Genomic DNA, 13,754 nt, shown 5'->3' with positions numbered 1-13,754 from the left:
GACGCTTATCTATCGTTGGAGGCGGCGGGAGGCGAGAGGTTTCCGGCAAGACGCCCCTGCTCCCGCACCTGCAGCAGCTGCGCGGTCACGGAGGCTGCAATCACCGCCGGGTCCTTGCCGGCGATGCCGGGAAGCCCGACGGGGCAGACGAGGGAGCGGATCTTCGCCTCGGGCAGCCCCAGCTCCCGAAACCTTTTCTCGAACCTCGCCCGCTTCGTGGCGCTGCCGATGAGGCCCACATAGGGAAAGTCCCGCCTCAGGGCCGCCACGGTGATGGCCATGTCGAGGGGGTGATCGTGGGTCATGACCAGGATGAAGGAATCCGGCCTCGCCCCGTCTATCTCCGCCGCGGGATCGCGCATCCGAACCGCCCTCACGTTCGGCGGCACATGGGACGGGAAGGCACCCTCCCGGTCATCGAGCCAACGGACCGCGAACGGCAGGGGCGCGAGGGTGAGCACGAGCGCGCGCCCCACATGGCCCGCGCCGAACAGGAGAACGGGCGTGCGCGCCTCGCCGTGGGTCTCGCGCCAGCCGGTCCAGCGGTCGTCGCCGACGGCGGAGGCGAAGTCGCGCTTCACGCGGCCGTCCTCCAGGCGGCATTCGAGCTCGAACAGCCCGCCCTCCGCCTCGGCCTCCGTGAGGCCTGAGAGGTCCTCCATGTCGCGGCCGTCGAAGGTCTCGATCAGGATCTTCACCCGCCCGCCGCAGCACTGGCCAAGGTCGGGCCCGAGGGCCTGATCGACGATGCGCGCGGGGCCGCGTCCCGCCATCAGCATCTCGCGGGCGATGTCGAGCATGCGGAATTCGAGCTGTCCGCCGCCGATGGTGCCGTGGAAGGCGCCGTCGGGCCGCACCACCATGCGCGCGCCGACCTCGCGGGGAGCGGAGCCTTTCACGTCATGCACGGTGATGAGGGCGGCGGCTCCGTGCCGCTGCACGAAATCGGTGAGCTGGTGCCAGACCCTCACCCCATCGGCCTCCCCCGCAGCGCCTCGCAGGCGCGCAGGATCGCCTCGGGCGTCGCGGGCGCATTGAGCGGAACGGGCTTCGAGGGATCGAGCGAATGAATCGCATCCGCCAGCGCGCAGAACACGCTGTTGGCCAGCATGATCGGCGGCTCGCCCACCGCCTTCGAGCGGTAGATCGTCTCCTCCCGGTTGGTGTTGGGATAGAGCGCCACGTTGAAGGCGGCGGGCACGTCGGAAGCGACCGGGATCTTGTAGGTGGAGGGCGCGTGCGTGAGCAGGCGGCCGTCCTTGGCGAAGACCAGCTCCTCCGTGGTGAGCCAGCCCATGCCCTGCACGAAGCCGCCCTCGATCTGCCCGATGTCGATGGCCGGGTTCAGGGAGCGTCCGACATCGTGGAGGATGTCCGTGCGCAGCAGGCGGTTCTCGCCGGTGAGCGTGTCGACGATGACCTCGGAGCACGCCGCGCCGTAGGCGAAGTAGAAGAAGGGCCGGCCGGTTCCCTTTTCCCGGTTCCAGGTGATCTTCGGCGTCTTGTAATGCCCGGCCTCCGAGAGCGGCACGCGGGCGGCGATGCATTTCTTCGCGAGCTCGTCGAAGGACAAGCTCTGGTTGCCGATGAACACCCGGTCGTCACGGAACGCGATCTGATCCTCCGGCACGCCGTAGGCTTCGGAGGCAAAAGCCGTCATGCGCCTCTTGATCGCGCCCGCCGCAACCTTCGCCGCCATGCCGTTGAGATCCGATCCCGAGGAGGCCGCCGTCGGCGAGGTGTTGGGCACCTTCGCTGTCGTGGTCGCCGTGATGCGCACGCGCTCCATGGCGATGCCGAACTCCTCGGCCACCACCTGCGCTACCTTGATGTAGAGCCCCTGCCCCATCTCGGTGCCGCCGTGATTGAGATGCACGGATCCGTCCTGGTACACATGCACCAGGGCGCCGGCCTGGTTCATGTGCGTGAGCGTGAAGCTGATGCCGAACTTCACGGGGGTCAGCGCGATGCCCCGCTTCATGATCGGCGAAGAGGCGTTGAAGGCCGCGATCTCCTCCCGGCGTGCGCGGTAGTTCGACGTCTCCTCCAGCGAGCGCACGAGATTGACGAGCGTGTCGGTCTCCTCCACCTCCATGCCGTAGGGCGTGACGTTCTCGCCCGGACGGTAGAAATTGGCGTAGCGCACGTCGAGCGGATCGCGGCCCGTCGCCCAGGCGATCCGGTCCATCACATGCTCGATGGCGAGCATCCCCTGCGGACCGCCGAAGCCGCGAAACGCCGTGTTGGAGACCGTGTTGGTTTTCAGCCTCTTCGAGGCGATGCGCACAGCGGGCATCCAATAGGCATTGTCCGCATGGAACATCGCCCGGTCCACCACGCCGCCGGAAAGATCCGCCGAATAGCCGCAGCGGGCGAGCAGATCCACCGCATAGCCCTGGATGCGCCCCTCCCCGTCGAAGCCCACCGCCCAGTCGCAGCGGAAGTCGTGGCGCTTGCCGGTGAGGATGAAGTCGTCGTCGCGGTCGAGGCGGATCTTGCACGGGCGCCCCGTCACGCGCGCGGCGAGCGCTGCGGTCACGGCCCATTGCGTCGCCTGGCTCTCCTTGCCGCCGAAGCCGCCGCCCATGCGGCGGGTCTCGCAGGTGACATAGGCATCGGGAATGTCGAGCACGCGGGCGACCACATGCTGCACTTCCGTGGGATGCTGGGTCGAGGAATAGACATGGATGTCGCCGTCCTCGCCCGGGATCGCCATGGCGACCTGGCCCTCGAGGTAGAAGTGCTCCTGCCCGCCGATGCGGAACTGACCCTCGAGCTTCTTCGGCGCCTGCGCGATGACCGCGTTGGGATCGCCGCGGCCGTAAGCATAATCCGGCAGCACGGTCTCGCCGCGCTCCAGCGCATCCTCCACGGTGACGCTCGGCGTCTCGAATTCGATCTCCATCACCGCCTTCTTGACGGCGCGGCGCGCGATGTCGCGGCTCGTGGCGACGACGGCGAAGAGGGCCTGGCCCAGAAAGCCGATCTCCGTGTCGACGAAGAGCGGATCGTCGCCGAAGGCGGGCGACACGTCGTTCTTGCCGGGGATGTCCGCCGCGGTCAGCACCGCCACGACGCCGGGCACCGCGCGCACGGCCGAGACGTCGAGGGAGATCAGGCGTCCCCGCGCCTTCGGCGACTGGCCGATGGCGATATGCAGCGTGCCCTCGGGCTCGCGGATGTCGTCGATGTACTGCGCCGCGCCCTGGACGTGCTTCACGCCGGAATCGTGCGGCAGGGGCTGGCGAACGTGGCGGAGAACCTCAACACCCTCCCCTTGAGGGGGAGGGTCGGAGCGCGTGAGCGGTCCGGGGCGGGGTGGCAGCGCGACGTCTTGAGAGGTCGCGTTTCCCACCCCCTCCCGCGCCTGCGGCGCGGCCTCCCCCCTCAAGGGGGAGGTGGAACCGGCGAGCTTCGGCTGTTCGTTCATGGCCCTACTCCGCCGCCTCAAGCGACTCGCGCCGGCCGATGATGCGCGTGGCCCGGGTCTCGCCCGACGCGCTCTCGCTCAGGGCCTTGAACACGAGGTTGCGCGCCACCGTCGCGCGATACGCGGCCGAGGATCGGTGATCGTCGAGGGGCTGGTAGTCGCGCGCGATGGCGGCCATGGCGTCGCCCCAGGTCGAGGGCTCGTCGAGGGAGAGGCCGGCGAGGGCCCGCTCCGTCTCGGGAGCCCGCTTCGGCGTCGCCGCCATGCCGCCGAACGCAACCCGCGCCTGCGCAATGCGCCGCCCATCGAGGGTGAACTTGAATGCGCCCATCGCCGCCGAGATGTCCTCGTCGAAGCGCTTGGAGATCTTGTAGGCGCGAAAGACCTCGTTGCCTTTCAGCTTCGGCACGCTCACGCGGCGCACGAACTCGCCCGGCATGCGATCCTGCTTGCGGTAGGCGATGAAGAAGCTTTCGAGCGGCAGGCTGCGCGTGGCCTCGCCCCGCCGCAGCTCCAGCGTCGCGCCCAACGCGATCAGCGCCGGCGCGAGATCGCCGATGGGCGAGCCGTTGGCGATGTTGCCGCCGACCGTTCCCGAGGCGCGCACCTGCAGCGAGCCGAAGCGGCGCATGAGCTCGTCGAGGTCTGGGTCAATGCGTGCGAGGGAAGGCCGCGCCTCGGCATGGGTGGCGGTGGCACCGATTCCGAGCGCCTCGGCCGTCTCCTCGATCCGGTCGAGCTCCGCTACGCGGCCGAGCCAGATGATCTTCTCGATCTCGGCCATGCCCTTGGTGATCCACAGGCCCACATCCGTGCAGCCGGCGACGAGCGTGGCGTCGGGGTGCCGGGCATAGAGCGTGGCAAGCGAATCCTCGCTGGCCGGCGCGGCGAAGAACCTTTCCTCGCTGCCGATGAACACGTCCCGCCCATCGGCGAGGGACGTGAGGCCCTGCGCCGTCCGATCGCCTGCGGCGGAGAAGCCGTCCTCGGGCGCCGCGCTGCAGGCCCGGAGCGCCGCATCCACGATGGGCCTGTAGCCGGTGCAGCGGCAAAGATTGCCTGCGAGCGCATCGTTCACGGCCTCGCGGCTGAGCGGGCGTGCGCCCTCGTGGTAGAGGGTGAAGAGGCTCATCACGATGCCGGGAGTGCAGAAGCCGCATTGCGAGCCGTGGGCTTCCACCATCGCGGCCTGTACCGGGTGCAGGGTGCCGCCCGCCGCGAGATCCTCCACCGTGACAAGCTCCGCCCCGTCGATCTGGCCGAGCAGCAGGATGCAGGCATTGACCGGCTCGTAGTGGACGCGTCCGCCCCGCATCCGGCCCAGGGCCACGGTGCAGGCGCCGCAATCGCCTTCCGCGCAGCCCTCCTTGGTGCCCACGCGCCGCTCCTGGAGTCTCAGGTAGTCCAGGAGCGTGGTGCGCGGGTGAAAGCCTGCGACCTCGACGGCTCGTCCCTGCCGCCAGAAGCGGATCGTCTCTCGTAGCACTGTGTTCCTCCGCCGGTTCGACCCGGCTTTCTTATGGTGGGCCGGGTAGAATGGCGGAGCAAGACTTTTTCGCCAAGGGGCTCGCCGCCGCGGGGGCGGAGCCTACCAGGTGCCCGTGTTGGGCATGGAGGCCCAGGGCTCCTGCACCGGCTTGGGCTCGCCGCGCTGGAGCAGCTCGATGGAGATGTTGTCCGGGGTCTTCACGAAGGCCATGTAGCCGTCCCGGGGCGGCCGGTTGATGGTGACGCCCGCATCCATCAGCCGCTGGCAGGTCTCGTAGATGTCGTCGACCCGGTAGGCGAGATGGCCGAAATTGCGGCCGCCCGTGTATTCGTGCTCGTCCCAGTTGTAGGTGAGCTCCAGGAGCGGCGCCTTGGTGTCCTTGGCCTTCTCCACGTCGCCGGGAGCCGCCAGGAAGACCAGGGTGAAGCGCCCCTTCTCGTTCTCTATCCGGCGGACTTCCACCAGTCCGAACTTGTTGCAGAAGAAGTCGAGGGATTGTTCGAGGTTCGAGACGCGAACCATCGTGTGCAGGTATTCCATGATCGTCTCCGGTGGGTTCGGCTACGTGATGGCGTATTTCCCCGGGAGATCAAGGGGTACCATTTTGTTGTGCGGAAAAAGCCTTGGATTTGCTCAAGATCAGGTGACTTTTAACAGGTGCTGCCTCAAGCAGACTGGCGGTCTCTCCCCGGGGCCCTAGCTTGAACGTAATTCAGTTTCAGACGAGTACCGGATGCGCACCGAGACAACGCCCATCGTCCGCCTTGAGGATTACCGGCCCAGCGACTTCCTGATCGACCGCGTCGAGCTCGACGTCAGGCTCCATCCCACCCAGACCCGGATCGTCGCGACCCTCGCCATCCGGCCAAACCCGGAAGGACGCCCCGATGCGCCCCTGGTGCTCGACGGCGATGAGCTGAACCTGAACTCCGTGGCCCTCGACGGGCGCGTCCTGACGGGCGAGGAGTTCGAGGCCAGCCCGCACGCGCTCACCATCGCCCAGCCGCCCCGCCAGCCCTTCACGCTGACCGTCGAGACCGAGGTCAACCCGACGGCGAACACCAAGCTCATGGGGCTCTACCGGTCGAGCGGCAATTACTGCACCCAATGCGAGGCGGAAGGGTTCCGGCGCATCACCTATTTCCTCGACCGCCCTGACGTGCTGTCCGTCTACACCACCCGCATCGAGGCCGAGCGCGACGAGGTGCCGGTGCTCCTCGGCAACGGCAACCTCGTCGAGAGCGGAGCGGCCGACGACCCGAACCGGCACTATGCCGTCTGGCGCGATCCGTACCCGAAGCCTTCCTATCTCTTCGCTCTCGTGGGCGGGCGCCTCGGCCGCGTCGCCAAGGCTTTCAAGACCATGAGCGGGCGCGAGGTGGAGCTTGCGATCTATGTGGAGCCCGGCAAGGAGGACCGCGCGGGCTACGCCCTCGATGCGCTCGAGCGCTCCATGCGCTGGGACGAGCGCGTGTTCGGCCGCGAATACGATCTCGACGTGTTCAACATCGTGGCCGTGTCCGACTTCAACATGGGCGCGATGGAGAACAAGGGTCTCAACATCTTCAACGACAAATACGTGCTCGCCTCGCCCGAAACGGCCACCGACATGGATTACGCCCATATCGAGGCGATCATCGCGCACGAGTATTTCCACAACTGGACCGGCAACCGCGTCACCTGCCGCGACTGGTTCCAGCTCTGCCTCAAGGAAGGTCTGACGGTCTTCCGCGACCAGGAATTCTCCTCCGACGAACGCTCCCGCCCGGTGCACCGCATCGCGGAGGTCAAGACCCTGCGCGCGCGGCAGTTCCTGGAGGATTCGAGCCCCCTCGCCCATCCGGTGCGCCCGACGCAGTACCGCGAGATCAACAACTTCTACACCGCCACCGTCTACGAGAAGGGCGCGGAGATCGTCCGCATGCTCAAGACCATCATCGGCGCCGACGCCTTCCGGCGCGGGATGGATCTCTACTTCGAGCGCTGCGACGGCACGGCCGCCACGGTGGAGGACTTCCTGAACGCCTTTGCCGATGTCACGGGCCGGGACCTCAGCCATTTCGCGCGCTGGTACGAGCAGGCCGGCACGCCGCGCGTGAGCGTGAAGGGGCATTACGACGAGGCGGCGCGGACCTACCGCCTCGACTTCGCGCAGAGCACACCTCCGACGCCGGGCCAGTCGACCAAGCAGCCCATGGCCATTCCCGTCGCGCTCGGGCTGGTGTCGCATGACGGCTCGCCGCTGAGTGCCGCCTGCGACCGGGTGGACGAACGCGGCGTGTTCCTGTTCGACAAGGCCTCCGACACCATCACCTTCGCGGAGGTGTCGCCCAAGCCCGTTCCGTCCTTGTTCAGGGGTTTCTCGGCTCCGGTGAAGGTCTCCCTCGACCTGCCGAACGAGGAACTGCTCGTCCTGCTGCGGCACGACACGGATGCCTTCAACCGCTGGCAGGCTGCCCAGACCGTGGCCATGCGGCTGCTGGTGGCCCTGTCGACGGGAGGATCGGTGGCGGACGCGGAGGCGGACGCCTTCTCGGCGGCTCTTTGCTCCTTCATGGGGAGCGACGCCTTCACGGACCCCGCCTTTGCAGCCCTCGTCATCACCCTGCCGAGCGAGGCGGATATCGCGCAGGAAATCGGCAAGGATGTGGACCCGGATGCCATTCACCGGGCTCGCAGCGCCATGCGCCGACGGATCGGCGCCGGGTGTTCGCAGCATCTGCGGCGCTTCTACGAGTCGCTCGCCGATTCAGGCCCCTACAGCCCGGACGCCGCGAGTGCGGGCCGCCGCGCCCTGCGCAACGCCTCCCTCGACCTCCTCGCCGCGGCCGATCCTGCCGAGGGCGAAGCGCTTGCGACGGCGCAGTTCGACTCCGCCAGCAACATGACGGACCGCCTCGCCTCGCTCGGCGTCCTCACCACTCTGCCCGGCCAGGCGCGCGAGGATGCCCTCGCCCGCTTCGGCGAGCGCTATCGCAACGAACCCTTGGTGCTCGACAAGTGGTTCACCCTGCAGGCGGCGATCCCGGAGGACGAGACCCTGGAGCGGGTGAAGACCCTCATGCAGCATCCGGCCTTCTCCATGGCCAACCCGAACCGCGTGCGCTCGCTCATCGGCAGCTTCGCCATGCTGAACCAGGTTCAGTTCAACCGGGCCGACGGCGCAGGCTACCGGTTCCTCGCCTCCATCGTGCTGCGCGCGGACGAGTTGAACCCCCAGTTGGCGGCAAGGCTGCTGACCGCTTTCAGCACCTGGCGGATGATGGAAAACACCCGTCGCGGACAGGCCGAGGAGGCCCTGCGGTCGATCGCGCAAAAGCCCAATCTTTCCCGCGACGTAGGCGACATCGTGAGCCGGTCGCTCGACGCGGGGCAATCGGAATAACCTATGCGTTTGAAGAGGTTGCGAGGTTTTCCGCGATTTCCCCAGGGTAATCCCGGATAGGAAATTTTTTATTAACCTTCGGCTTCTACTAACTAGACAAATCACCCGCTCAAGATTCTATTGTTAGTGATTCGGAGAGATGCGGCACGTCCTCCGAAACAGGACGACAATGGTTCCGGAGGTAGCATCGCATGGCGGGGGCGGCGACCGCATGCGTACCCGCACGCGCGGGTACGATTCTCGGGGTGACGCGATCGGACGCGAACCCGGCTTATCGGCGACTTGAGCGATATGAGCCCCTGCTGCGGCTGGCAGTTCCGGCCGTCCTGATCCTGTTTCTCGTGACTCTCGCCGGCAGCGCCTGGGTGCAGATCCGCGACGGTCGCAAGGACACGCTCTTCGACGCCATCAACGACATCGACATCATCGCCTCCCTGTCCGCTGCGAAGCTCGGCGCGATCCGCCCTCCGGCGGACCGCGCGCAGGCCGCGGCGCAACTTGAGCATCTCGCCAAGGACATGCCGCCGAGCGCCCTCACGCAGAGCCGCATGCTCATGCTGGTCGATCAGGCGGGCACCATCCTCGCAGTCCATCCGCCCCTGGAATCGCCGCCGGCCAAACTCGCCGATATTCTCGGCGACGCGCAGCCCCTGATGCTTTTCGCCGACCGGGCCGGCGTCATGACGATCCGCTTTCCCGATGGCACGGAAGGGCTCGGGACCGTGCGCGCCCTGCCCGCCTCCTCCGGCCAGATCGCCCTTGTGCAGCCCATGCCGCACATTCTCTCGGGCTGGTGGACGCGCACCATCGGCCATGTGTCGCTTCTCGGCGCGACGATCATGGTTCTGCTCGGGATCGGCGTGGCTTATGTGATGCAGGCGAACCGCGCGCGGGCCGCCGACGAGGTGTGCGAGAAGGTGCGCGACCGGATCGATTCCGCGCTCAACCGCGGCCGCTGCGGCCTGTGGGACTGGGACATCGGCCGCGGCCGAATCTACTGGTCCGATTCCATGTACGAGCTTCTCGGCTACGAGCGGCAGGACGAGTTCCTCTCCTTCGGCGAAGTGAACGCCATGATCCACCCGGAGGATCAGGATCTCTTCACTCTCGCGGAGCAGCTCGCCTCGGCCAGCACGTCGCTCGTCGATTACGAGTTCCGCATCCGCAGCATCACCGGCGACTGGGTGTGGCTGCGCGCCCGCGCCGAGCTGATGAACGATCCCGACGATGCGGCGAGCCATCTCGTGGGCATCGCGGTGGACGTGACCGAGCAGCGCGGCCTGGAGGAGAAGACCGCCAAGGCCGACGCGCGCCTGCACGACGCCATCGAGGCGATCTCCGAGGCCTTCGTGCTGTGGGATGCCAACAACAACCTCGTGCTCTGCAATTCCAAGTTCCAGAAGCTGCATGAGCTGCCTCCGGACGCGCAGCTGCAGGGCAAGTCCTATGCCGAGGTGATGGCCATGGGACGTCCGCCGGAGGTGCAGCACCAGTTCCTGCGCCGCGAGCAGCAGGATGTGGGCGCGCGCACCTTCGAGGCGCGCCTGCAGGACGGCCGCTGGCTGCAGATCAACGAGCGCCGCACCAAGGACGGCGGCTACGTCTCCGTCGGCACGGACATCACGGCGCTCAAGCGCCACGAGCACCGCCTCGTGGAATCCGAGAAGGAGCTCATCGCCACCGTTCTCGATCTCAAGCAGTCGCGCCAGAAGCTCGAGGCGCAGACGCACCAGCTCGCCGATCTCGCCGAGCGCTATCTCGACCAGAAGGCGCAGGCCGAGAGCGCCAACCGCGCCAAGTCCGAGTTCCTCGCCAACATGAGCCATGAGCTGCGCACGCCGCTCAACGCCATCATCGGCTTTGCGGAGGTGATGCAGAGCGGCATCTTCGGCTCGCTCGGCTCCGAGAAGTACGAGGAATACTGCGCCGACATCCGCTCCAGCGGCGAGTACCTCCTGTCGGTGATCAACGACATCCTCGACATGTCGCGCATCGAGGCGGGCCGCACGTCGCTCACCAAGCAGCCGATGGAGGTCCATGCCTCGATCCAGCGCGCCCTGAAGCTTGTGGGCGAGCAGACGAAGGCCAAGAACCTTTCCGTCACCGTCGACGTCAGCCCGGAGGACATCGTGGTGCCCGCCGACGAGCGCGCCCTGCACCAGATCCTCGTCAACCTGCTCCAGAACGCCACCAAGTTCACGAGCGAAGGCGGCTGCATCACGGTGCGCACGCGCCAGGCCGGCAATGCCGTCAACATCTACGTGGAGGACAACGGCATCGGCATCCCCGCGCATGCCCTGCACAAACTCGGCCAGCCCTTCGAGCAGGTGGAGACCGAGTTCTCGAAGAGCTACAAGGGCTCGGGCCTCGGCCTCGCCATCGCGCGCTCGCTCACCGAGCTCCACGGCGGCTCTCTCCGCATCAAGAGCCAGGAGGGCGTCGGCACCATCGTGCTGGTCCACCTGCCGCTGACGGAGAACACCAGCGCCGAGATCGCGCTGGCGGACAAGGCGGCTTGATAGTCCACCTCAAGAAATGCCGGCGCCGGCGCAAATGGAGCGCCGGCTTTTCCTTTTTCCCGAGCGGAGTCTTCCCTGGTCGTCCCGGCTCCGAGCGACCGAGCCTGACTTGATACACAACGAGCCGGCCTGTGTGGGCCGGCTCGTCCTTTGCGCGGAAGTCTGATTTGTTGAGATCAGACGAGGAGGAACTGGGCTGCGGTGAGGGCCGTACCGGCCGCCACCTTGGCGAACTGCACCTGGGCGATGCCGCCCACCCCGTCCACGTCGAAGTAGACCGCCCCTGTCGCCTGATCGTACACGATCCGGTGCTCCCAGGCCGTAGCGGCAGTTCCCACGGTGAAGGCGCTGCTCTTGAGCATCGTACGCCCCACGGGCAGGCCGCCCACCATGTCGATCACCGTGGTCGACGGCAGGGAGCCGAACACGCTCGCCGAGAGCCCGATCCGGTCGCCCTGCGCCACGCTGAAATCCGCCAGGGTGTCCACGTTGCCGGCACTCAGGCGCGTGTCGAACCGGAACAGGTCCGCCCCTGCGTTACCCAGCAGCCAGTCCAGCCCCTCGCCGCCCGAGACCGTGTCGGCCCCGTCGCCGCCCTCCATGTAATCATTGCCGCCCTCGCCCTGCAGCAGGTCGGCGCCGCCATAGCCGTAGAGGGTGTTGGCCAGGACGTCGCCCTGCAACGTGTCGCCGAAGCCTGAGCCCTCCAGCCCCTCGATCGAGACATAGGTGTCCCCAAAGGCATCGCCTGCGCTGCCGGAGCCGGCGAGCAGGCTCGCCGTCACTCCGCTCGCAGCGCTCCAGTATACGGCAAAGTCGAAGCCCTGCCCGCCGTGGAGCCAGTCGCCTCCGGCCCGGCCCTCGAGCCGGTCCGAGCCGTCCTGCCCCTCGAGCGCGTTGCCGGAGGCATCGCCATGGAGCAGGTCGTCGAAGCGCGAGCCTTTCAGGCCCTCGATCGACACGTACACGTCGCCCTGGGCCTCGAAACCCTGATTGGCCGCCGCGTTGGCCAGGTCCGCCACCACCCGCTCCACGGCATCGGTGTAGACGGCGAAGTCGTAGCCCACGCCCCCGTCGAGAATGTCGCCCCGCGTGCCGCCGGCGAGCTGGTCGTCGCCATTCCCGCCCTTGAGGGTGTCCACCCCGCCATACCCCTTGAGCAGGTCGTGCCCCTCGCCGCCGTCGAACTCGTCGGAGCTGGTGTCGGTGGCCGCAGAGCTGCCCTCGATCACATCGCTGTAGGCCGAGCCGATGACCTTCTCGATGGAGACGAACACGTCGCCATAAGCCTCGCCCAAGTTGCGGGCGGCGTTGCCCAGATCCACCCGCACGCCTGCCTTAGCGTCGGCGTAAGAAGCGGTGTCGATGCCCGAGCCGCCGTTGAGGGTATCCGCACCGACACCGCCCTCGAGCAGGTCGTCATCAGCGCCGCCCAAGAGTTCGTCATTGCCCTCGAAGCCCTTGAGGCGATCATGGCCGTTGTCACCCCAGAAGACGTTGTTCGCATCGTCTCCCTCAATCACGTCATCGAACCGCGTTCCGTCAATCACCTCGACGTCTACATACATATCACCGGCTGCTGCGCCTTGGTTGCGCGACACATCCCAAAGATAGATTTTTACAGATCTATTGGTGTTATTATAGTAGCTGACCGTGTCACAGCCCTCACCGCCAACAAGCTTGTCTGCGCTGATTCCGCTGAACAGACGATCATTGCCCTCTCCACCGTCGAGGACATTGTCGCCGCTCGCGGCGTCCAGCACATCGTCCCCAACTCCACCAAAGAGGGAATCGCCCCTGTTCCCTCCGATCAGAGTATCCGCTCCGCCGAACCCTGCCAGCAAGCCGCTCGAGGTCAGCTGATCAGCCTGTTCGGTGCCTCTCAGGGCGGTCAGAAGATAGGTTGAGTCGCCAATCGAGAACTGGACGACTGCATCCTTGGGAACGTCGCTTTCGGGTTCGGGATTTTCCTCACGGGAGGGGCGTTCCCACATATTGACCGTCTCATTCACGATCCAGTCGACAATCCCTCGCGCAGCACCACTGGCTTGGTCCCACAGCGATTTATCCCGATTTTCGACCGTACCGGACAGAATTTCGTCACGTGTCTCGCCATGCTCGGTCTCATACTCGCGTACACGAAAGGTGATGTTCAAACCATTGGATTGAGCGCGAAAGACCTCGCCATAGCCGTTCGCATCGATAGCGCGCCGGCCGAGGAGCGTTCCGTTCTCGGCGCGGGTTTCAGACGTATACGAACCATCTGCGTTGTACGTTTGCGACACATGCGTACCATCGGTGCGATGCAGCTCAAGGGTTCCTGACCCATCGGCACTGCGCGTCCGGACCCAGCTTCCATCTGCGCTCCGCGCCTCATAGTTGCCTGCGGCATCCAGCCTCCCCGTCGCCCGTAATGAGCCGTCGGGATTGTAGGACCTAAAGTCATAAGACCCATCCTGGCGCTCCGTATACACCGACATTCTGTCGCTACTCGCCCATTGGATTGTCTCGACCACCATACCGTTGGGGTACTCAACGGTTACCCTGCTTGAGCCGTCGGCAAGCCTATCAATCGTCGTGATGATACCATCTGCTGTCGCCGTGATGACCGTATCCGCATCATCATCGCCCTGAGACGGTGAACCTGAGCCTCCTCCACTGCCTCCAGTGGATCCGCCTGATGTGGACGATGAGCCTCCGGCGATCGGGGCTACCACTGTTTGTGTGCCGCCATATTGCCCAGGCGGCAGGGCGCCGCCCATTAGTCTTTGTAGCTCCGCCAAGAGTATTGCGGTTGCCGTCATGGTGCCGTCTGGGATGTGGTGGACTTTTGAGAGGGTGGCGTAGTCTCCGGGTGTTGAAGCCCACAAAACGGGATTCGGGCGTTGGAGCGCCAGGGTCCCATTGGAGACCACGCCATGACGGACCCTA

At 66.4% G+C, this 13,754-nt stretch carries 7 protein-coding genes and 1 pseudogene; 2 read left to right on the top strand and 6 right to left on the bottom strand.

The genetic code is table 11. The features are described from left to right. Positions 1-5 precede the first annotated feature (5 nt). The 4 genes from xdhC to GR303_RS00020 all read right to left on the bottom strand — a co-directional run bounded on the left by xdhC (position 6) and on the right by GR303_RS00020 (position 5,459). A complete protein-coding gene (gene xdhC, locus GR303_RS00035) occupies positions 6-971 on the bottom strand; it encodes a xanthine dehydrogenase accessory protein XdhC (protein WP_161723199.1) in 966 nt (321 codons plus the stop codon). Continuing rightward, the gene (xdhB, locus tag GR303_RS00030; protein ID WP_246205595.1) at positions 968-3,430 is read right to left on the bottom strand and encodes a xanthine dehydrogenase molybdopterin binding subunit; all 2,463 of its coding nucleotides are present in this window, start codon (positions 3,428-3,430) and stop codon (positions 968-970) included. Before xdhB ends, xdhC begins: the two co-directional genes overlap by 4 nt. 4 nt (positions 3,431-3,434) lie before the next feature. After that, on the bottom strand, positions 3,435-4,916 hold the full coding sequence (gene xdhA / locus GR303_RS00025; protein ID WP_161723198.1) for a xanthine dehydrogenase small subunit: 1,482 nt from the start codon (positions 4,914-4,916) through the stop codon (positions 3,435-3,437). A 102-nt stretch (positions 4,917-5,018) separates the two neighbouring features. After that, on the bottom strand, positions 5,019-5,459 hold the full coding sequence (locus GR303_RS00020) for a VOC family protein (protein WP_161723197.1): 441 nt from the start codon (positions 5,457-5,459) through the stop codon (positions 5,019-5,021). A 193-nt stretch (positions 5,460-5,652) separates the two neighbouring features. On the opposite strand from GR303_RS00020, the gene pepN reads away from it, so the two are divergent. Then, the gene (gene pepN, locus GR303_RS00015) at positions 5,653-8,304 is read left to right on the top strand and encodes an aminopeptidase N (RefSeq protein WP_161723196.1); all 2,652 of its coding nucleotides are present in this window, start codon (positions 5,653-5,655) and stop codon (positions 8,302-8,304) included. 245 nt (positions 8,305-8,549) lie between these two features. Beyond that, on the top strand, positions 8,550-10,823 hold the full coding sequence (locus GR303_RS00010) for an ATP-binding protein (RefSeq protein ID WP_343038447.1): 2,274 nt from the start codon (positions 8,550-8,552) through the stop codon (positions 10,821-10,823). Positions 10,824-10,999: 176 nt separating this feature from the next. Here GR303_RS00010 and GR303_RS00005 read toward each other — a convergent pair whose 3' ends face one another. Together GR303_RS00005 and GR303_RS25375 are read right to left on the bottom strand one after the other, a co-directional pair. Next, the gene (locus GR303_RS00005) at positions 11,000-12,346 is read right to left on the bottom strand and encodes a calcium-binding protein (protein ID WP_343038446.1); all 1,347 of its coding nucleotides are present in this window, start codon (positions 12,344-12,346) and stop codon (positions 11,000-11,002) included. Positions 12,347-12,520: 174 nt separating this feature from the next. Continuing rightward, positions 12,521-12,817: pseudogene (locus GR303_RS25375) on the bottom strand (hypothetical protein); the annotation flags it as partial. Positions 12,818-13,754 lie beyond the last annotated feature (937 nt).

This window comes from Microvirga arsenatis, from assembly GCF_009910705.1.
GTDB classification, from domain to species: domain Bacteria; phylum Pseudomonadota; class Alphaproteobacteria; order Rhizobiales; family Beijerinckiaceae; genus Microvirga; species Microvirga arsenatis.
The sequence above is the reverse complement of the archived record's forward strand: the minus strand, read 5'-3'. Positions and strand labels throughout refer to the sequence as shown.

Excerpts from the sequence above, each read along its gene's own strand:
- pepN (WP_161723196.1), top strand. The coding sequence starts at position 5,653 with ATGCGCACCGAGACAACGCCCATCGTCCGCCTTGAGGATTACCGGCCC.
- xdhB (WP_246205595.1), bottom strand. The coding sequence starts at position 3,430 with ATGAACGAACAGCCGAAGCTCGCCGGTTCCACCTCCCCCTTGAGGGGG.
- GR303_RS00020 (WP_161723197.1), bottom strand. The coding sequence starts at position 5,459 with ATGGAATACCTGCACACGATGGTTCGCGTCTCGAACCTCGAACAATCC.